The sequence below is a fragment of the Embleya sp. NPDC001921 genome (genome assembly GCF_053594475.1).
Window position 1 is genome coordinate 163,325 of record NZ_JBSFEO010000020.1, and the last position, 20,511, is coordinate 183,835.

General features: G+C 71.0%; 16 protein-coding genes. 12 read left to right on the forward strand and 4 right to left on the reverse strand.

Translation table 11 applies throughout. The features are described 5' to 3' along the window. Positions 1-26 precede the first annotated feature (26 nt). The gene (locus ACWCPW_RS23955; protein ID WP_449763645.1) at positions 27-2,399 is read right to left on the reverse strand and encodes a hypothetical protein; all 2,373 of its coding nucleotides are present in this window, start codon (positions 2,397-2,399) and stop codon (positions 27-29) included. 455 nt (positions 2,400-2,854) lie between these two features. Beyond that, a complete protein-coding gene (locus ACWCPW_RS23960) occupies positions 2,855-4,132 on the reverse strand; it encodes a hypothetical protein (RefSeq protein ID WP_449763646.1) in 1,278 nt (425 codons plus the stop codon). A gap of 528 nt (positions 4,133-4,660) precedes the next feature. On the opposite strand from ACWCPW_RS23960, the gene ACWCPW_RS23965 reads away from it, so the two are divergent. The 10 genes from ACWCPW_RS23965 (at position 4,661) to ACWCPW_RS24010 (ending at position 17,231) form a co-directional block, all read left to right on the forward strand. Beyond that, positions 4,661-5,149, forward strand: a complete 489-nt coding sequence (locus ACWCPW_RS23965) for a hypothetical protein (protein ID WP_449763647.1) — start codon at positions 4,661-4,663, stop codon at positions 5,147-5,149. 541 nt (positions 5,150-5,690) lie between these two features. After that, complete coding sequence (locus ACWCPW_RS23970; RefSeq protein WP_449763648.1) at positions 5,691-6,536, forward strand: hypothetical protein; 846 nt, start codon at positions 5,691-5,693, stop codon at positions 6,534-6,536. A gap of 344 nt (positions 6,537-6,880) precedes the next feature. Beyond that, a complete protein-coding gene (locus tag ACWCPW_RS23975; protein ID WP_449763649.1) occupies positions 6,881-8,479 on the forward strand; it encodes a hypothetical protein in 1,599 nt (532 codons plus the stop codon). Positions 8,480-8,762: 283 nt separating this feature from the next. Beyond that, on the forward strand, positions 8,763-10,487 hold the full coding sequence (locus tag ACWCPW_RS23980; RefSeq protein ID WP_449763650.1) for a WxL protein peptidoglycan domain-containing protein: 1,725 nt from the start codon (positions 8,763-8,765) through the stop codon (positions 10,485-10,487). Further along, the gene (locus tag ACWCPW_RS23985; protein WP_449763651.1) at positions 10,484-11,695 is read left to right on the forward strand and encodes a hypothetical protein; all 1,212 of its coding nucleotides are present in this window, start codon (positions 10,484-10,486) and stop codon (positions 11,693-11,695) included. The genes ACWCPW_RS23980 and ACWCPW_RS23985 overlap by 4 nt, the downstream gene beginning before the upstream one ends. Further along, on the forward strand, positions 11,692-12,486 hold the full coding sequence (locus ACWCPW_RS23990) for a hypothetical protein (RefSeq protein WP_449763652.1): 795 nt from the start codon (positions 11,692-11,694) through the stop codon (positions 12,484-12,486). Before ACWCPW_RS23985 ends, ACWCPW_RS23990 begins: the two co-directional genes overlap by 4 nt. Before the next feature lie 47 nt (positions 12,487-12,533). Next, on the forward strand, positions 12,534-13,910 hold the full coding sequence (locus ACWCPW_RS23995) for a hypothetical protein (RefSeq protein ID WP_449763653.1): 1,377 nt from the start codon (positions 12,534-12,536) through the stop codon (positions 13,908-13,910). 322 nt (positions 13,911-14,232) lie between these two features. Next, entirely contained in the window at positions 14,233-15,063 is an 831-nt protein-coding gene (locus tag ACWCPW_RS24000) for a hypothetical protein (protein WP_449763654.1), read from the forward strand. Between the two features lie 174 nt (positions 15,064-15,237). After that, positions 15,238-15,909, forward strand: a complete 672-nt coding sequence (locus tag ACWCPW_RS24005; protein ID WP_020556678.1) for a response regulator transcription factor — start codon at positions 15,238-15,240, stop codon at positions 15,907-15,909. Between the two features lie 56 nt (positions 15,910-15,965). Next, the gene (locus ACWCPW_RS24010) at positions 15,966-17,231 is read left to right on the forward strand and encodes an ATP-binding protein (protein ID WP_449763655.1); all 1,266 of its coding nucleotides are present in this window, start codon (positions 15,966-15,968) and stop codon (positions 17,229-17,231) included. A 132-nt stretch (positions 17,232-17,363) separates the two neighbouring features. On the opposite strand, the gene ACWCPW_RS24015 is transcribed toward ACWCPW_RS24010, so the two are convergent. Beyond that, the gene (locus tag ACWCPW_RS24015; RefSeq protein ID WP_449763656.1) at positions 17,364-17,942 is read right to left on the reverse strand and encodes a GtrA family protein; all 579 of its coding nucleotides are present in this window, start codon (positions 17,940-17,942) and stop codon (positions 17,364-17,366) included. Further along, on the reverse strand, positions 17,939-18,481 hold the full coding sequence (locus ACWCPW_RS24020) for a GtrA family protein (RefSeq protein ID WP_449763657.1): 543 nt from the start codon (positions 18,479-18,481) through the stop codon (positions 17,939-17,941). Before ACWCPW_RS24020 ends, ACWCPW_RS24015 begins: the two co-directional genes overlap by 4 nt. A 175-nt stretch (positions 18,482-18,656) precedes the next feature. Here ACWCPW_RS24020 and ACWCPW_RS24025 point away from each other — a divergent pair, with 175 nt between their 5' ends. Then, positions 18,657-19,796, forward strand: coding sequence for a 5-(carboxyamino)imidazole ribonucleotide synthase (locus ACWCPW_RS24025; protein WP_449763658.1), 1,140 nt, complete (start codon positions 18,657-18,659; stop codon positions 19,794-19,796). Next, positions 19,793-20,296: a 5-(carboxyamino)imidazole ribonucleotide mutase gene (gene purE, locus ACWCPW_RS24030; RefSeq protein ID WP_449763659.1), complete on the forward strand. Its 504-nt coding sequence runs from the start codon at positions 19,793-19,795 to the stop codon at positions 20,294-20,296. Before ACWCPW_RS24025 ends, purE begins: the two co-directional genes overlap by 4 nt. Positions 20,297-20,511: the final 215 nt, after the last annotated feature.

Consider the following 20,511-nt stretch of genomic DNA (forward strand, 5'->3'; position numbering starts at 1 on the left):
GCGCCCCGAGCAGGGCTGAGGCGCCGTCAGGAGACGGTGAGCGTCAGGGTTCCCGTGTAGGTGCCGGCCGCCTGGTACGCCGGGATCGCGAGCGACAGGCCCGCGTCCGCGGTGAACACGCCACCGGTCTTGTGCGCCGGGTCCGAGGACGCCGCCGCGCTGCACAGCAGGCCGCCGTTGACCGTACCCGCGGACCCGGTCACGACCGGGCTCGCCGAGTTCGGGTCCAGTACGGCGCACCGCGGCGTCCAGGACAGCGCCGAGGCGGGCAGCGAGAAGCCGCCGTCCGCCTTGAGGTCCGAGACGGAGCCGGTGAGTTGCCAGCCCAGCGTGCCCTTGCGGGCGTCGGTGACGGTGACCGTGTTCAGCGTGCCCGTCATCGTCTGGTCCCGGTTCGCGAACGGAACGTCCGCGAGCACGACACCGCTTCCGGCCTGGGCCATCGACAGCGTGCCCGGCTGCTCACCGGGACCGCCGCCACCCTCGAAGGTGAACGCGGCGAGCGCCATCTTGTTGCGGTCGCTCTTCTCGGACGCCCGGATCTGGGTGGTTCCGGGCTTGGTCACCGTCAGATCGACGGTGAACGCACCGTCCGCGCCCGCGGTGGTCTCGACCGTGTCGCCGGTCGCCGCGAGGTTGGCGTCCAGGGTCTCCAGCAGGACGGGCGCGCCGGGGGTGAAGTTCTTCCCCGTCACGTGCGCCTTGGTGCCGGAGGGGCCCTTGTCCGGTGTCGCGGTGATCGCGCGTGGCAGCACGACCGCCGAGGTGACCGTGATCGGCGCGGTCAGCGAGGTGATCCCGACGGTGACCTTGACCAGGTAGTTGCCCGGCGCCACGTTCGCGCCGAGGGTGGCCTGGACGGTGAGTGCTCCGCCCTGCGCCACCGAGCCGGACCCCGCGCCGAACCCGGAGCCGGTGCAGTTCGAACCGTCCTGCGCGCACAACTGGATCTGCGGATTGCCCTGGCCGGTAGGCCAGTTCGCCCCGGAGAGCTTGGCCACGTCGCCCGGCTTCAGCAGGTTCTGATCCACGATCAGGGTCGCCTGGGCCGGGGCACCCACCGCGATCGAGTGCGAGACCGCCGGAGTACCGGTGGGCGCGCCGCTCGACGAGATGGTGATGACCTTCAGGCCGTATCCGGCGGGCGCCAGATCGATCCGACCCGCCTTGGTGATCTTCAGGCCGCCCTTCATGTCGCCGACCTCGAGCACCTTGCCGCCCGGCGACGCCGGATTGCCCTTGGGGCCGGTGACCTGCACGTCGCCGGTCTGGGCGCCGGAGACCTTGACGGTGCCGCTGGGCGTCACCGTGTCCTTGAGCGCGACGACCCAGCTCGAGGGGTTGCGGGGGTGGCCGATCCACTTCCACTCGACGGTGACCTCGTCACCGATCTCGTACCACGGCTTGGCCGGGGTCACCGAGAGCGCGACCTCGGGCTCCCAGTCGAAGACCGGGCCGTTGCCCCAGGCCGGGGTGTAGCGCACGCCGTACTTGACCGGCTCGGAGTGCCGCAGCGCGTCCTTGGCGACCGAGATCGGGACCAGGACGGACGCCGTGCCCGAGCCGATCCTGACCTGACGAACGGCATCCGGCACATTGGCCGCCACCTTGACCTTGCCGGCCAGCTTTCCGGAGGCGTCGACGGTGAGGGTGGATCCCGACGCCCCTTCCGCCGCACAGGCGTTGCCTTCTCGATCGCACAGTTCCACCGTGACGCCGCCGGCGCCGATCGGCCAGTTCTCGCCGGTCACGTCGATGGTCGAGCCGGGACGGGCGATGTTTCGATCGAACGTCGCCGTCGGTGCCTTGACCGCGCCGTCGACCTTGAGCGTGGCGCCCACGCCCGGTGTGCCGTTGGGCGTACACGGCGTGTCCCAACTGCCGAACATGTTCGCGGTGCTCGTGTAGCCGCCGGGGGAGAGGTTGAGCTCGCCCGGCTTGGCGATCTTGAGCTTGCCGGTCATGGTCGACAGCCACAACTTCTCGCCGCCGGGGGTCTGCGCGTTCTTCTGCGGACCCTCCATGGCGATCTCGCCGCCCTGCGCGCCGGAGACCAGGACCTTGCCGCGGGGCTTGACCGCGTCCGCGTTCACGGTCACCGAGGACGGGTTCCTCGCCGCGTCCTTCCAGGTCCAGGAGACGGTGACCTCGTCGCCCACGTTGTATCTCGGCTTCACCGGATCGACGGTGAGGTCGACCTGGGCGTCGAAGTCGAACGGACCGCCACCGATGCTCGGCGGTACGCAGTGCACGTTGTACGTCACAGGAGCCGCGTTCGCGGACTGTGCCCCCGCGCCCACGCCCAGGGCACCGGCCACGAGGGCGGTACCGAGTACGCCGGCCATGCGCTTGCTGCGGAATCCGGACCCAGTACTTTCCCTGGTTCTTGGTCTGAGCATGTGGTGCTGTCCCTCCTCGGGATGCCTGCCTGGCCCGCCGGGGGAGCGGGCAGTCGAACACCACACCGGGACCGGTCCGCCGCCGTCGGTGACCCGCGCGGAGCGGGGCGGTCGATTCGGTGCCGTGCGCCGATTCGACGTCGGCGGGGTGACACCCGACCCCGCTGTTGTCACCCGGTCGTTCCTACTGATGAAACCTGTTCCAGAAATCAGCGCCTCCCATTGAGCCCGGGGGCGTTGGCGAAGTCAACAGCGGAACGCGATCCGGCGGCAACGATTTGTATGCGGATGCGACGGGCCGGAAAGGGTGCCGGGACGGCCGGCGCGCGGTGCGCGAATGCGGCGGGCGGCCCGTGCCGACCCATCGATCCGCCGTCGCGGGATCCGCCCCCCGGCGGACGCGCGGACGCCCTCCTCGCGCGCGGCGAGGAGGGCGTCCGGTCCGGTGCGGTGACTCAGCTCAGGCTGAGCGTCAGATTCCCGGTATAGGTGTCGGAGCGCGCGCCGTTCGGGAGCGACAGACTCAGCAGCGCGTTGGCCTCGAACGCGCCGCCGGTGACGGCGCCGGTGCTCGGGTTCTGCCGGCACAACACCTCGGCGCTGCCGCCGACCGTGCCGGGGATGCCGGTGCCGACGGTGGCGGGCGGACCCTCGACGGTCGTGCAGGCCGGGATCCAGGCCAGTCGCTGGGCGGGCACGATCTCGCCGCCCTGCCCGACGAAGTCGCTGACCTGGGCGGTCAGCGTCCAGCCGAGCGTGCTGCCGCGTCGATCCTCGATGGACACCGGGTTCAGCCGGCCCTCCAATCGCTGCGCGTCGCCGGTGGGTTGGAACTGCGGCATGGTCACACCGGCCTGGTCCTGGCGCATGAACAGCGGTCCGGCCACGGCGTTCACCGGCGTCCGGGGCACCTGGGCGGCGGCCGGCGGGAGCGCGGGGACGCTCGGCGGCGGGGGTGGCACGGTCCCGCCGGTGGTGGGACCGGGCGTCGTGCCCGCTCCGCCGAGCGTGGGATCGCCGACGGTGCCCGCGGTCGGGGCGGCGGTGCCGCCGGTCGGCGGCGCGGTGGTGGGCGTGCCGCCGGGATTCGTACCGGTGTTGCCGCCCGAACCGGTACCGGAGGAGCCGCCGTTGCCCGAACCGCCGCCGGTCGATGGGCCCGGCGTCTGCGACAGGCCGACCTGGATGCTCGCCGACACGGGCAGGCGGTCCGGGTGCACCGGCGTGCAGGGGGAGTCCCGGATCGCGAACTGCTTGAGTACGTACGCGCCGGGGGCGAGGTCGATCCGCCCCTCGGTCGCGATGGTGAACCGTCCGGTCAGGTCCGCGACCGGGAGCGGCTGGGAGCCCCCGGCGCCCGGGTGCTTCGCGGGGCCGGTGAGCGCGATGTCCCCGACCTGGGCGTTGGAGAGCTTGACCGTGGCGGTCGGCGTCTCGACGTCCGGGAGCACGCCGGTCCACGTCCACGGGTTGCGCGGCGGCGTGGCCCAGTGCCAGGTGACGGTCACCTCCTCGCCGACCTTGTACGTGCCCTGCTTCGGCGGTGACACCGACAACTCGATCCTCGGCTTCCAGGTGAAGTCGGGACCGCCCAGGAGCGGAGGTCGGCAACTCACCTCGTGCTCCACGGGCGCCGCCCGGGCCGCGGGCGCGACCGCCGTGAGACCCGCCGCGCCGGCGACGAGCACGCCCGTCCCCAGCATCGCGAACAGCCTCCTGCGGGGTGGAACCATGCGCGGGACGCTCCCTTCCTGTCGGACCCCGGTCCGTCGGGACCTCGGGGTGGCCTGAAACGTGTTCCATAAATGGGCCAAATGCCCATTGATTCCGCTCGCCTGACGTGGTGTCAAGGGATCCCGTCCGGCTGTGACCGGGTTCGCGGGGCGTCGGTACGCAGCGTCGCCGTCGCCACCGCCGAGTGTCACGGTCGCGGCGACGGGCCGATCGCCCGCGTCCCATACGGATCCCGACAAGGCAAGGCCCATTCGGGCGGAGCGGATCGTTCCGCTCGAACGAGACCGAAAACCGTCCGGTTCGGCGACGTCGTGCGGGAACCTTTCGCCGGGAAACGGGACATGCCACCGCGACACACGGTGATAGCGCGCCAACTTTCGGTTGCACACGTGTCACCCGGGCGGTGCGCCGGCTTGCGATCCGACGTTGTGTCAGCCTGGTCGCGCTCCAGCAGACCCGTACGTGCCGTTCCACCCGGCGCGCCCTCTCGCGCGCCGTGACACCCACCCCGGGAAAGAGGAAACAGCATGCGTGCTTCGGTCCAGGCAAAGGCGCTCGTGGCGGCGGGAATGCTGGCCGCCACCGTCGGATTCGCCGCTCCCGCGTCCGCGGGTACGGCCGGTGTCAACGACAACTGGCAGACGTGTGACGGGCCCAGGACGTTCGCGCCCGACGGCGGCACGCTCGGTACGGCGTGTCTGGCCAAGGTCGGCGGCACGCTCCAGGCGTCGACCTACATCGACTTCAACAGTGCGACGCCGACCGGCTGGACGCAGTGCGGTGTCCTCTACAGCCTGTCCAAGCGCGCGGCCGGCGGCGGTTGGGTGTCCATCGGTGGGGAGTACGTCGACTGCCTCACCGCCGCCACGGCGGGCACGGCCGTCCTGAGGTCCGACACCGAGCCGCTCGCGCCCGGGGAGTACCGGGTGTCCATGGGCATCCTCGGTGTGTACAACGGCCAGGTGCTCCAGGCGCAGATCCCGCTGGCCGAGACGGCGGCGGTGACCGTCTCGTAGTCGACATCGACGCGGGCGGAACGGAACTCCGGGCGAATCCGCCCGGAGTTTCCGCTTTTGTGGGCCCCTTCGGGAATCACTTGTACTTGACACGTGTCGAGTTTGTGGGGACCTGTCAACCGTCTTGTCGACACAGTGATTTCGCAGGTCCGCGCGATATGGAACCGTGTCCGACGGATGCAGATTTTCTGCTTTTCGCTGTTGTCCGCTCATGCCACTTGTCGTACCGTCACCCGAAGATCTGACGTGACATCAAGTACTGGAACAGTCTCGATGTCTCCCGGACGCGCCAAGGGAAGCCCCCTCCAGGGAACGCGAGGCGTGTCCCACCGGTGCTTGCGCGGTCCGGTTTCCCGCCCGGTCCGCGCCTCGAAAGGGGGAAGTCGGGTGTGGCGACCGCGTGTACCCGATGGGTCGGGGCGCGTGCCGGGTCGGTGCAGGCCGACACGCCGGACCGGCCCTGCTGAGCGCGTGTCGCTCCGGCCGTTCCGATCAGGACTTCTCGACGAGCAAGAAATCCCCCCGAAGGGAGAACCACCGTATGGGCAGGCCCATTAGGCGAACCGCAGGCGGCTTGGCGGCGTTCGCCGTCATGGCGGGCGGCATGCTCGCGTTCGCGCCGCAGGCAGGCGCGGCCCCCGTCAACACGACGGTGAAGTGCGACTTCAGCGACCCCACGGTCAGAGCGGCCATGGGTGAGGACAAGACGGGCCCCCAGCCGTTCACGGTCACCGGTCCGGCCACCGGCGAGGCGGGCAAGTCGATCAAGCTGACCATCGACCCGGGAGTGAGCCCGGCATCCTCGCCGCTGGGCACCAAGGTCAAGATCACGCCGACGGTCACGTTCACGGCGAAGTACGAAGGCGGGTCCGCCACGGTGACCGCCGTGGGCGCGACCGCCACCCTGGACCTCGTGGCCAACGTCGGCATCGACGTGCCCTCGTTCCAGGCCAACGTCTCGGTGCCGCAGAAGGCGACCGGGAAGGTGGACCTGCTCCCCAAGGGCTTCGCCCTGAAGATCGAGGTCCTCAACCCGGAACTGACCCTGAACGTCCCCTGCGCCATCACCGACACCAGTCCTCCGGTGGCCTACTCGGTGACCGTGCCGGCCGCGAGCACGACCGGGGGGAGCACCAGCTCGGGCTCCACCACGTCGGGTTCGACGACATCGGGCTCCACCACCTCGGGTTCCACGACGTCGGGCTCCACCACCACCACGTCGGGGACCACCACGTCGGGTACGACGACCGGCTCGGGCACGCTGCCCAAGACCGGTCCGCTGGACGACGCGCTTTCCATGGGCCTGCTCGGCGGCACCGTCGGTCTGCTCGGCATCGGCGGCGTACTGCTCGCGACCCGTCGGGTCCGGGCCTCGCGCAACGCCTGATCGATCGCTGGGGACGGTCGGCCTTCGCGGTTCGGAAGGCCGACCGCGCCGCTTCCCGGCGGCTATTGACTATGCGGCGCGATCGCGCGTGAATGGCACGCCAGAATCTGTAACAGGTTTCAATTCGCAGCACACGATCCGTGTCCCGCTCGGGCTCGACGGACAGTGAGACGGCCGCCTCGGCCGCGTGCAACGGATCTCGAGCGAGGCGACCGCCCCAGGCAAGGCACCGGAGCGCCGGGCCCACGGTAGTGCGACGCTCCTCGGCACTCGCTCCGGTGTGGTGTTCGACCGCCCCGCCCCCCGGCGACCGGTGGTAACCCCCTGAAGGGAGCAGCACCACAATGTTCAAACCCAGCAAGAAGGTTGTCGCGTCGCTTGGCGTCGCGATGATCGCGGGTACCGCAGGGCTGGTCGCGGGCGCGCCGATGGCGTCCGCCGCCTCGGTCAATCCGGACCTGACCTGCACCGAGCCGATTCTGAACTGGAACAAGTCCGGTAAGCAGACGTTCGATGTCGCGCTCACGCCGAGCACCGGCAACGCGCCGGCCACCGTGCAGGCCAAGATCGACGCGGGCGAGAACCCGCTGCGGCCGGACGACCCGTTCACCAACATCGGCTTCGTCGGCAAGTACACCTTCACGTTGAGCACCGGCGGCGAAGTAACGCTGACCGCACCGCAGTTCCAGGCGGACATCGGTCCCACCCAGGGGATCAACCCGCCCGAGTTCACCGCCGACCTGGCCATTCCCCAGGCCGCGCCGGGAACCACGATCGAGCTGACGCTCAAGACGTTCGCACTCGACGTCTACCTGGAAGGCATGCCGGACCCGATCACCACGGCCACCTGCCAGGTGACCGGCAGCAACGGGGTCGCCGCGTCCTACAAGGTCGCCGAGGCCCCGCCGCTCGACCCGACCCTGACCACCACTCCCGGACAGGTAAAGCCCGGCGGCGCCCTCACCGTCGCCGGTACGAACTGGCCGGCCGGTACGCCCACCGTCGAACTGTGCGACGCGACCGGCAACGCGTGCGACGCGACCAAGGTCACCGGGGCGCTCACCGTCACCGGTGGTGCGCTCGCCGGTACCGCGACGATCGGCGCGACCGTCGCGGACGGCTCGTACCAGCTCAAGGTCACCGTCGGCGACAAGTCCAAGACCTCGAACGTGACGGTCAAGGCGGACGTGCCGAGCAACCCGCGCAAGCTCACCCTGAACCCGACGCACGGGCCGGTCGGCACCGAGGTCACGGTCAACGGTGAGGGCTACACGCCCGGTGCCGACGTGTTCGTGATCCCGACCAACGCCGCACAGCAGCCGGACGTTCCCGGCCTGGTGATGGCCAAGGCGGGCGCCGACGGCAAGTTCACCGCGAAGGTGAAGGTCAACAAGGCCGACACCACGCTGATCGCGGCGTCCGAGGACACCAGCGGCACGCTGTCCGCGGGCGCCCCGTTCACGGTCGACGGCGCACCGCCGGTCGGCTCGCTCAAGCAGGACCTCACCGGCACGATCGCCGGTGGTGCCCTGACGATCTCCCAGGAGAACGGCGGGATCAAGCTCTCCGACGTGACCCTGAACGGCACCCAGCAGAACATGACCGGCGCGCTGAACACGGTGACGGTCAAGGACTACCGGGGCGGCGCCACGGGCTGGACGCTGACCGGCGCGGTGACCGACTTCAGCAACAACGCGGGCGGCACCATCCCGGCGGAGAAGTTCTCCTGGACGCCGAAGGTCACCCCGGGCGAGGGGTCGCCGAGCCAGGCGGTGGCCGGTAGCGCGGGCCCGATCGGCAAGACCGGCGCCACGCTGGCATCCGCGCCCAACGCGGACGTCACCGGTGGCACGTTCGCGGCCGACGCGGGTCTGTCCCTGGCGGTTCCGGCCTACCAGGCGCCCGGCAACTACAGCGCGACGCTCACGCTCTCCATCTCCTGACCGAAATCTCCGTCCGGACCCCGTCCGGCGCGGAGACCTCGAACGGCCTCGACACCGGGGGCCCGTGCGCCACGGAAAACCATCCGTGGCGCACGGTCCGCCGGAGCGGGCCGCTGCGGATCGACGCAGAGCGGAGGGTGGGGCGGGCAGCCGGCCCGTCCCGCCCACACCGCACCCGCCCGATCCGCGCCCGCACCACCCAGGCACACAGCGCGGGCCCTTCGGATCCGCTCCCGAAGCCGGCCCTTTCGATCCGCAGCACACAGACTCGCTGGAGACACCGATGACGGGCACCCCGGCCCCACACAGCCGCCGGCAAGGCGGACGTACCCGATCCCTGGCCACCGTGTTCGCGGTGTTGGCCACGCTGTTCGCGTCCCTGACGCTGGTCGCGCCGACCCCCGCGTCGGCCGCGGGCAACGGCGAATGGTCGGTCGATCCGTACGTGCCCGACGGCACGAGCCAGAACGCTCGTCGCTACTTCTTCCTCGAAGGCGCCGCCGGCACCACCGTCCCCGACGTGGTGACGGTGCACAACACGAGCCAGGCGCCGCTCACCATGAAGCTGTTCGGCGCGGACGCGTACAACACGCCGCGCGACGGCGGCTTCGCGCTGCGCACGGTCACCGACAAGCAGAAGGACGTCGGTACCTGGATCCAGGTGGCGCCGGAGAACCAGACGCTGACCCTGCAGCCGGGGGAGAAGCGCCAGGTCCCGTTCAACATCGTGATCCCGCCGAACGCGACTCCCGGTGACCACCCCGGCGCCGTGGTCGCGCTCAACACCGCGATCGAGGGCACCCAGCAGCAGGGGCAGATCAAGGTCAACATCCAGCGCCAGATCGGCGCCCGGGTCTACCTGCGGGTGCAGGGCGACGCGTTGCCGGCGATGGACATCCAAAAGGTCGAGGTCGAACGGGACGCCGGCTTCGGGCAGTTCTTCGGCTCCAGCGACGCGAAGATCACCTACCGCATCATCAACCGGGGCAACGTGATCCTGCGCCCCAAGTTCGATCTGAAGGCCGAGGGGCTGTTCGGGCGCAAGCTGATGAGCAAGGTCGAGGAGGGCGCCGAGATCCTGCCGGGCTCGACCGTGGAGAAGGTCGTGGAGTGGAAGGACGCTCCGCGACTGGACCACGTCACGGTCAAGGTCGACGGCAAGGTCGCGGACCAGAACCTCGAGGACGACGCGAGCGCGTCGTACACGGCCGTGCCGTGGCCCAGCCTGGTCACCCTGGCCGCGCTCCTGCTGGTCGCCGGCGTCGGCTGGGGCCTGTGGCGCAACCGTCGCAAGGGCAAGGGCGGCGACCCGGCCAAGCCGAGCGGTCCGGTCGGTCCGACCGACGACACCACCGTGCTGCCGCCGGTCCCGGCCGCGTCCGCGCCCGCCGGCGAGACCGTCGCGGAGCACGCGGAGAACTCCGGGAAGCCCGAGACCGAGACCGAGCCTGCGGTCGAGGAGCCGGTGCCGGCCGAGCCCGCGAAGGCGGCGGCGGAGACTTCAGGGGAGCCCGAGCGGGCCGAGGCGAAGAGCGGGATACCGGCCGAGGTCGCCGAGGCCGATGCCGAGCCGGTCGTGATCGAGAAGGGTACGCAGGCCGAGCAGACCGCGGAGAAGCCGACCGAGGCCACGGCCTGCGAGGCCGCGGCGAGCGAGGGCGACGCGGCGGACGGCGACGCCGTCGAGGAGAAGCCGGCCGACGAGGCTGCCGTGTCCGGTGGGGTCGCCGCCGAGCAAACTCCTGCCATGGACAAGCCCGTTGAGGAAGTGCCCGACGTCGCGGACGCCGCGCCCGAGGCCGCGCCCGGTGCGAAGCCCGCCGCCGAACCGGCCACCGAAACCGCCGCCGAGCCCGCCGAGCCCGCCGGGTCCGCCGAGCCCGCCACCGAGGCCGCACCCGCCAAGAAGGCCGTCAAGCGCCCGAAGGGCAAGCAACCGCCGGCGCGCCCTCGCGCGGACGCGCCGACCGCCGAGGACTCCGCCGATTCCGCGGGGGTCGGCCGTTGATCATGGGCAACCGGGTCAGTCACGCAGTTCGGGTCGGCCGCACGCGCGGTACCGCTCTCGCGCTGATCGCCGTGCTGTTGCTGGGGCTGGTTGCCCTCGGCGGCACGGCGCCCGCGCGTGCGGCGGACCCCGCGCCGGGCGCGGCACCGAGCGCGTCGATCGACCCGGGCAAGGTCGCGGCCGGGGACAAGGTCTCGGTCGTCGGCGGCGACTGGACTCCCGGTTCCCTGGTGCAGGCGAGCATCTGCGGGGAGAACGGCCTGCGCGGCACGGTCAACTGCGCGGCGGCCAGTGCCGCGAGCGGCACCGTGGACGCGGGCGGCAACGTCTCGATCACCCTGACCGCCGCCATCCCGCCGTCCCCGTGCCCGTGTGTGGTCCGGATCGCGGTGATCATGAACGGCCCGGCCAAGGACGCGAGCGTGCCGCTGGAGATCGACGGAGCGCCGTACGCCCCGTTGCCGCAGACGGTCAAGACGCCCGGTCGACTCGTCTTCATCGACAGCCACATGGCCGGCGAGGACTCGATCTTCACGTGGTTCGGCTCGCCCGTGCAGCGCCGGTTCCGGATCGAGGTGGGCAACATGGGGCAGTCGCCCATCATCAACCCGACCTTCCGGATCGGCTTCTACCAAGGGGTCTACGCCCCGACCTGGGAAGACTACGAGTCGCACATCGTCATCCCGCCGGGCAAGCGCACCACGATCTCGCTCCCGGTGGAACTGAAACCCCGTCAACACGGCACCTTCAGTTGGCGGGTGACGTACGACAACCAGGTCGTGGACGAGCAGGCCCTGGAGGTCGGTCGTCCGTGGGGTGTCTACATCTTCGGCGCGCTCCTGGTGATCGTGGTCCCGGTGGCGGCGTGGCGGCTGTTCCTGCGGATCGTCGAACTCATCGGGGAGCAACGGGCCCGCCGTACGAGCGAGCGCGAACGCGAAGTCGGCCTGGCCGAGCCCCCGTCCCGCCTGGCCGGGGGCGACAAGAACCGAAAGTCCGCCGAGGACAAGGCGGATGACGGTGCGTCGGAATCCAGGACGGCCAACCGGCGCCCGACCGAAGCCGGCGCCGAGCCGGTCGACCTGAGCAAGCGGCCGATTCGTTCGATGGTCGAGACGGTGGTGATCGGCGGTCCGCTGTACGCGGGTTCCGAGGCGGGCGAGGACGATCATCCGCGCGCCGGCGAGTCCGGGGGGCCGGAACGATGACCAGGCGACCCGGCAAGGGGCTCGGCGCCCTGATCGCGACGACCGCGGTCGTCGGCACCGTGCTCGGGTTCTACTACGGCCCGGGCGGCGGCGAGTTCGGGCCGTCGCACACCAACGTCACCGATCAGGCCGGTCCGAGCGGCGGCGGCACCTTTCGACCCGCCCCCACCGGCGCCGGCGAACCCACGAACTCCCCTCCACCGAGCGACGGTTCGACCGGCCCGGACGCGCCCGGCAGCGGATCCGGGTCCACCTCCGGTGGCAGCGACGGCGGCGGACCGATCTCCGGCGGGGGAGACCTGGACTGGGACACCAGGATCGAGCAACCTCGGTCCCCGGCCCGGGTGGACGGCAACATCAACCCGGGCGTCCTGGCCGTCAGTACACCGAGCACCGGACAGAGCCGGCTCACCGTGGATCGGGTCAGCGGTACCGCCAGGGGCGCGCTGAATCCGATGCTCGTGCAGGACTTTCGCGGGTCGCGCAACGGGTGGACCCTCACCGGCGCGATGTCCGACTTCCGGGCGGAGAACGGAACCCGGATCGAGGCGCACAACCTCGTCTGGGATCCGTACTGCACGCCACACCCGGGACGCGGCCCGTATCCCAGCTCGGCGAAACCCGGCAACCGGGCGCAGTCGAGCCGCACGGCGACCCTGTGCTCGACATCGTCGTCACCGAGTGTCACGGGGGGTGAGTTCGACGTCGGTGCGGAGCTGACCCTGCGGCTGCCGGACCGGAACACGTCGGCCGAGAGCTACTCGGCGACCTTGACGCTCACGCTCAGCTGACCAAAACGACGGGGTGGGTCCCGCCCCGACGAAGGGAGCACAACCTGATGAGCAAGGCCAAGACAAGACTCGCCACAGCCGCGATCGGCGGCATGCTGGTCGCCGGTGGCACCGGCATGGTCGTGCTGGCGCCGGCCGCGCAGGCGGCCGACTCGGTCAAGGTCAACATGACCTGCCAGATCCCGTACCCGCCCGGTTCCCCGGACGTCACCGCCGACTTCAACATCGCGATGGAGGTGCCCACCGGCAAGACCGCGCCGGGCGGCGAGGCCACGGTCAAGATGACCATGGGCGCGACCCCCGTCAACGGGCCGGTCACCCTGCCCGACCCGGTGGACTTCACCGCCACGTTCGACGCCAAGGCGTCGGGGGGTTCGACCCAGACCACGAAGATCGTGGGCGAGAGCGGCAAGATCCAGGTCACCGAGGGACAGCCGATCACGCTTCCCCCGTTCAACGCGAAGATCAAGGTGCCGTCCGACGCCACGGGCGACATCGACATCACGCCGACCAAGCTGGTCCTCAACGCGGCCGGTGCCATCGACGTGCCGTGCACCGTGAACGGCACGCCGAAGCTGGGCACCATCAAGGTCGACGTGGGCGGGACCCCGCCGCCGTCCTCGCCGCCGCCGTCGTCCCGGCCACCGACCTCGCAGCCGCCGACGTCGCAGCCCCCCACCACCGAGCCGCCCGGCACCCAGGGACCGCCGAACGGCAAGGAGGTGAACGTCGACTACGCGTGCAAGACCAAGGTCGAGGACTTCCCGGTCAACATCCCGGACACGACCGCGACCTACGGCGTCACCATCACCGTCCCCAGCACGGCCAAGAAGGGCGACAAGGTCGACATCTCGGCCAAGTTCAAGGACAACCTGGTCGGCAAGGCACCGGCGGGCCTGCCCGGCAGCAACATCGACCTCAAGTTCGTTCCGACCTTCACCATCGACGTGGAGGAAGGGGCGAACAAGCGGTCCCTGGACCTGACCGGCCCGGAGAAGGCGCTCAAGGTCAACTCCGGTGACCCGCTGACCCTGGACGGTCCGATCACCGGCAAGTTCGACGTGTGGGGCGGTGGCGACTTCTCCTTCAAGCCCGGTCAGCTGAAGATCTCCACCAACGCGTCGCTGGGCACCATCAAGGCCCGGTCCACCACGACCTGCACGGTCACCAACACATCCGTGTCGGCCACCCTCAAGGCCAGCGGTGACCAGGGCACCCCGCCGCCCACCCTGACCCAGTCCCCCACGGGCAACGTCGGCTCCAACGGCGGCAGTTCCGGTGGAACCACGGGCGACCTCGCGAACACCGGCGCCTCCGGCGGCGGCATGACCGCGTTCGCGATGGCGGCCGGGACCGCGGTGCTCGGCGCGATCGCGCTGATGTTGTTCGTGCCCTACCGTCGACGGATTCGCAACCAGGTCTGACATCGCGTCCGCGCGCGGCGCCGGCCGGGCGTCGCGCCGGGCACGATGAGCGGACCGGGTCGAACTCCACCCGGCAGCACGTGACGCGAAGGGTCCTCCAGTCGGTCCTCACCCGACGGAGGGCCCTTCCGCCGTCTCGCGCCCCGGTCGACCGCGCTCCGGGAGATTCCCGGCCCGATGTGCCGACTCCCGCCGCACCCGAACCCGTAATAACGTCACCCGCAAGCCTCGCCCCCACCCCCGCACGCCTCGCCCCCACACCCGCACGTCCCGCCACCATCAGAAGGGAACGCGACCCCCGATGGCTCTCTCGGCTCCACGCTTGGCGAGCGCCGCCCTCGCCCTGGGCTGCACGGTCGGCCCGGCGCTCGCGCTCGCCCCGCCCGCCGGCGCGGCGGAACCACTGACCGTGCAGGTGCACTGCGTCATCCCGCTGGATCAGCCCGCGGTCGACGGCCCGCAGCAGATCACGCTGGAGGCGCCGAGCGAGCCGGTCCGCCCCGGCGACAGGGTGCGGATCAAGGTCACCCTCGGCGGCAGCCCCGCGACCAGCCCGCTGCCGTTCCCCGGCACCCCGCTGACCCCGTCCATCCAACTCGTGCTCTCCGGCGGCGCGAGTGGCGAACTCACGCTCCAGGGCCCGAAGATGCGGGTCGACATCCCGGGTACGCCGGCGCAGATCGTGGTGCCGCCGTACGAAGGCGAGGTCACCGTGCCGCTCGACGCCAGGGGCGACATCCGGATCGCCCCGGGCAAGATGGTCACCAGCACCGCGATCTTCGGCGACCAGATCACCACGTGCTTCCCGACCGCACCCGCGCCGCCCGCGACCACGCTCCGGGTCGACCTGTCGGCGAAGGGCGTGGACGCGCCGTCCGGCGACCCGGGCGATCCGGGTGCCGTGCCGCCCGCGATATCGGGCCAGGCGTCGGCACAGGGCCCGATAACGCTCGCGGAGAGCCCGGTCGCGAGTGTGGGCGAGGTCGCCCGGGAAGCCGGCCGAAAGGGCGTCGACGTCGTGAGCCGGGGCGAGGACGACGGCGACGTCTCCGGCGGCACGATCGTGATGATCGTGGGCGGCGCGCTGATCCTGCTGATGGCCGCGGTCACGATGGTGTACTCGTGGCGTCGGCACTCGGACGACGAATGGTGACGGGCCCGCCGTCGGCGTGGCGGCGGCGCACGTCCGGGGACGATCCGCTCCGGTTCGGGCAGATTTCGTCACAGCCCTCCGATCAGCGAAAAATCCCCGCCGATTTCCGGCCGCCGCAGGTCTGTCGGCCGGAGCTCGTCAACCTCGAGCCGATGGCTCAGTAACATCAAGGTCATGACCCGCGTACTGCTCGCCGAGGACGACGCATCCATCTCCGAACCGCTCGCGCGTGCGTTGCGCCGAGAGGGCTACGAGGTCGAGGTGCGCGAGGACGGCCCAAGCGCTCTCGAATGCGCCGCGCAGAGCGGGGTGGACCTGCTCGTCCTCGACCTCGGTCTGCCCGGGATGGACGGCCTGGAGGTGTGCCGGCGGCTGCGTGCCGAAGGGCACGGCTTCCCGGTGCTGGTCCTGACCGCGCGCGCCGACGAAGTGGACACAGTGGTCGGCCTCGATGCCGGTGCCGACGACTACGTCACCAAGCCCTTCCGGCTCGCCGAGCTGCTCGCGCGTGTTCGCGCGCTGCTGCGGCGCGGCGCCGCCGACGTCGGCCAGGGGGTGCACGGCGTACGTATCGACGTCGACTCGCACCGCGCCTGGATCGGCGAGGAGGAGCTCCAGCTCACCGCCAAGGAGTTCGACCTGCTGCGGGTGCTCGTGCGCGACGCCGGCCGGGTGGTCACCCGTGACCAGCTCATGCGCGAGGTGTGGGACACCACGTGGTGGAGTTCCACCAAGACGCTGGACATGCACATCTCGTGGCTGCGCAAGAAGCTCGGCGACGACGCGGGCAACCCCCGGTACATCACCACCGTGCGCGGCGTGGGCTTCCGCTTCGAGAAGAGCTGATTTCGAGCCGGGCCGACTTCGCGGGAACCGACCTCGGAAAGCTGACGGGACCAACCTTGCGTCGCAGGCTCATCAACACCACGCTCGGCGTGGTCCTGGTCGTCGTGGCGGTCCTCGGCGTGCCCTTGGCGTTCGTGGAGACGCACGCGATCGAGAACAGCGCCGGCGACAGCCTCAAGGCCGAGGCCGCGCGCATCCTGGAGGTCGTCGAGCTGCGGCTGGCCTCCGGTGAACGCTCGGACGCGGAACTGCTGCACCGCCAGATCGAACCGCATCGCTACGCGATCGTGCGGCTGCCGGGTGAGGCCCCGCTGGTGATCGGCGACAAACCGAGCGGCCGGGTCTTCGAGAAGGACATGCACGGCGAGATGGGCGACTCGGTCACCGTCGGCGAGCCGCGCGAGCGGGTCACCGGCAAGATCCGCGAATCCCTCCTGTTGATCCTCGGTGTCGCGCTGCTCGCCGTCGCGGCCGCCGCCGCCCTCGCCGTGTGGCAGGCCCGTCGGCTGGCCCGCCCGCTGACCGACCTGGCCGAGACCGCCGAACGGCTCGGCTCCGGCGACCCCCGACCCCGACACCGCCGGTACGGCGTACCCGAACTGGATCGGGTGGCCGAGGTGCTGGACCAGAGCGCCGAACGCATCGCCCGGATGCTCACCGCCGAGCGCCGACTCGCCGCGGACGCCTCGCACCAACTGCGCACCCCGCTCACCGCGCTCTCGATGCGCCTCGAGGAGATCGTCGCGACCGAGGACCCGGAGACCGTCAAGGAGGAGGCCGCGATCGCGCTCTCCCAGGTGGAGCGGCTCACCGACGTGGTGCAGCGGCTGCTGACCAGCAGCCGGCGCGGCAGCGGCGGGCGCGACCCGCGCAACATGTCCGCGGTCACCGTGCGGGTGGACGACGTGATCCAGCAGCAGATCGACGAGTGGCGGCCCAACTTCCGCGAGGCCAAGCGCAACATCCGGGTCGAGGGGGAGCGTGGGCTGACCGCCGTGGCCACGCCCGGCGCGCTGTCCCAGGTGCTCGCGACGCTGGTCGAGAACACCCTCATGCACGGCGCGGGCGCGGTGAACATCCGGACCCGGACGACCGGTACGTCGGTGGTGGTCGAGGTCGAGGACGAGGGCACGGGAGTGCCCGACGAGCTGGGCGCGCGGGTGTTCGAGCGGGCGGTCAGCGGCCACAACTCGACCGGACTGGGCCTCGCGGTCGCCCGCGACCTGGCCGAGGCGGACGGCGGCCGCCTGGAACTGCTCCAGCAGCGCCCGCCGGTGTTCGCGGTGTTCCTGGCGGCCCACCCGGAGGAACCGCCGGGGTGAGGCCTTCGGGCCTTCGAACCCCAAGCCTTCGATCTCCGGTCCTTCGAACTTCGGTCCCTCGGATCCCGGTCCTTCGAACTAGGGTCCTTCGGATCCCGAGCCTTCGAGCCCCGAGCCTTCAAGTCCCGGGCCTCAGGCCCGGGACGTCTCGCTCTCGTCCTCGACCAGCCGGGCCGCCTCGGAGTCCAGGCGCGCCCCGCCCGGCCGCGCGTCGCCCTCCGCGGCGTCCTCGGTCGCCTGCGGCGCGACCACCCGGACCGCCTTGCGGTCGACCTGGCGGGTGCCGGTGAACACCCACGTGCGGTAGGACCAGAAGCGGAACAGTGTTCCCAGCGGCAGGCCGACCGCGTACTTGGCGACGTTGTCCGCGAGCAGCGAGGGGTAGCCGAGCCAGTAGTGCGAGACGGCCACGGTGCCCGCCTCGATCGCCATACCGACCCCGCTGAACACCATGAACAGCACGAACTCGCGGCGACTGTCCTCGGACGTCCGGTGTCGGAAGGCCCAGTACCGGTTGCCCAGGTAGTTGACCACGATCGCGATGGCGGTCGAGATCATCGACGAGCGCACCGAGGCCAGGCCCAGGTGGTTGCGGCAGATGTTGAACACGATCACGTTGACGATCACGCCGAAGCCGCCCACGGCGCCGAACTTCAGCGTCTCGTGCAGCAGGTGTCCGACCCGGCCGTACCAATCCCGGAGCGCCTTCACGACATGCCACCTTCGACGACCGGCACGGATTCCGGCCGTTTGTGCTTGAACACCCAGGTGCGGAATGCCCAGAAGCGGAACAGCGTGCCGAGGGCCATACCGACGATGTTCGCCGAGATGTTGTCGGCGAGCTTGCTCTCGTAGCCCATCAGGGTGTGCGAGACGTACACACTCGATGCCTGGATGCCCGCCGCGATCGCGCTGAACACGAAGAAGAGGGTGTATTCGCGGCCGACGCCGGTGCGGTCCCGATGCCGATAGGTCCAGTACCGGTTACCGACGTAGGCGACGATCGTCGCCGGGATCGAGGACATGATCTTCGCCGCGACCCCGCCCATGCCGAGCGAGAGGCCGAGGTTGAACACGAGTACGTCCACCGCGTAGGCGAGCCCGCCCGCGACCAGGAATTGGGTGACCTCGGCGCGAAAGCGCGCGACCCGGCTCGCGGGCGGCCTGCCGACCGTGTCGGGACGTGCGTCGACGGGCGACGGCCCGGACGCTGCTGTGGCTCCGCGGGTGCTATCGGCATGACGACTCACCCGACGAGGGTAGCCGCCGCGGCCGTTCGGCATCGGCGCGCGGTCTCCCTCCCGTTGCGGACTCTTTACCGGAACATCTTCCACCCCATCCGGTACATGTCGTTCGGGCCCTGCTCGGCGGCGCCCGGAACGCCCGCCGACACGCCCACCCGGGTCGGGTCGGTACCCTTCCCCCGTGACGTTCCCAGTCGTCGGCATGGTCGGCGGCGGCCAGCTCGCCCGTATGACGCACCAGGCCGCAATCCCGCTCGGCGCCCGCTTTCGCGTACTCGCCGCATCCCCGTCCGAATCCGCGGCCCAGGTCGTCGGCGACGTCGTGCTCGGCAGTGAGGACGACCTCGCCGACCTGCGCCGCTTCGCGCAGGGCTGTGACGTGGTCACCTTCGACCACGAACAGGTGCCCACCGCGCTCCTGGACGCCCTGGAGGCCGACGGCGTGGCCGTGCGGCCGAGTCCGAGGGCCCTGGTGCACGCCCAGGACAAGGGCGTCATGCGCGCCCGGCTGGCCGAGATCGGCGTGCCGTGCCCGCGCAACCGGATCGTGACCGATCCGGCCGACGTCGCGGCGTTCGCCGCCGAGGTGGGCGGCTGGCCGGTGGTGCTCAAGACCACCCGCGGCGGTTACGACGGCAAGGGCGTGTGGATCGTGCGCGGCGAGGACGAGGCCGCCGTGCCGTTCGCGGCCGGGGTGCCGGTGCTCGCCGAGGAGAAGGTCGACTTCACCCGCGAGCTGGCGGCCTGCGTGGTGCGCTCGCCGCACGGCCAGGCGGTGGCCTATCCCGTGGTCGAGTCGATCCAGGTGGACGGCGTGTGCCGCGAGGTGATCGCGCCCGCGCCGGACCTGGCCGAGGAGCTCGCGGTGCGGGCGCAGCGGATCGCGCTGTCGATCGCGGGCGAGCTGCATGTGACCGGACACCTCGCGGTCGAACTGTTCGAGACCACCGACGGCCGGATCCTGGTCAACGAGCTGGCCATGCGTCCGCACAACAGTGGGCACTGGAGCATCGACGGCGCGGTCACCTCGCAGTTCGAGAACCACCTGCGCGCGGTGCTCGACCTGCCGCTGGGCGACCCGCGCGCCCGGGCGCCGTGGACCGTGATGGTCAACGTGCTCGGCGGCGACTACCCGGACATGTACCGCCCGTACCTGCACGTGATGGCCCGCGATCCCGGGGTCAAGGTGCACATGTACGGCAAGGACGTGAAGGCCGGCCGCAAGGTCGGGCACGTCACCGTGTGCGGCGACGACCTGGCGGACGTGCGCGAGCGCGCCCGGCACGCCGCCGACTACCTCCGAGGGGACATCACCGAATGAGCACGCAGCCCGTCGTCGGCATCGTCATGGGGTCCGACTCGGACTGGCCGGTGATGGAACTCGCCGCGCAGGTCATGGACGAGTTCGGGATCGCGTACGAGGCCGACGTGGTCTCCGCGCACCGGATGCCGCAGGAGATGATCGAGTACGGCACGAGCGCGGCCGGGCGCGGCCTCAAGGCGATCATCGCGGGCGCGGGCGGCGCCGCGCACCTGCCCGGGATGCTCGCCTCGGTCACCCCGCTGCCGGTGATCGGTGTACCGGTGCCGCTCAAGTACCTGGACGGCATGGACTCGTTGTTGTCGATCGTGCAGATGCCGGCCGGCGTGCCGGTGGCCACCGTCTCGATCGGCGGCGCGCGCAACGCCGGGCTGCTCGCGGTGCGGATGCTGGCGGCGCACGATCCGGCGCTGCTGGCGCGGATGACCGCGTTCCAGGCCGAGCTGAAGGCGCAGGCGACCGAGAAGGGCCGCAAGCTGCGCGAGCGGATCGGCTCCTAGCCCCCGGCGCGTCACCCCCAAGCGCGTCCCCCGGTGTGCCACCCCCCCCGGCGCCCCACCCCCGGCGCGTCAGCGCCCCCGACCCGCGCCCACCCCAGTGATCGACGCGCGCAGCGCGGAGAGCGGCGGAGCCGCGGTTTCGGGCTTCGTGGCCCGGAGCGAAGCGGAGGGACACGAAGCCCCGAGCGAGGCGCCGCTTTTTCTTTCCCCCGCAA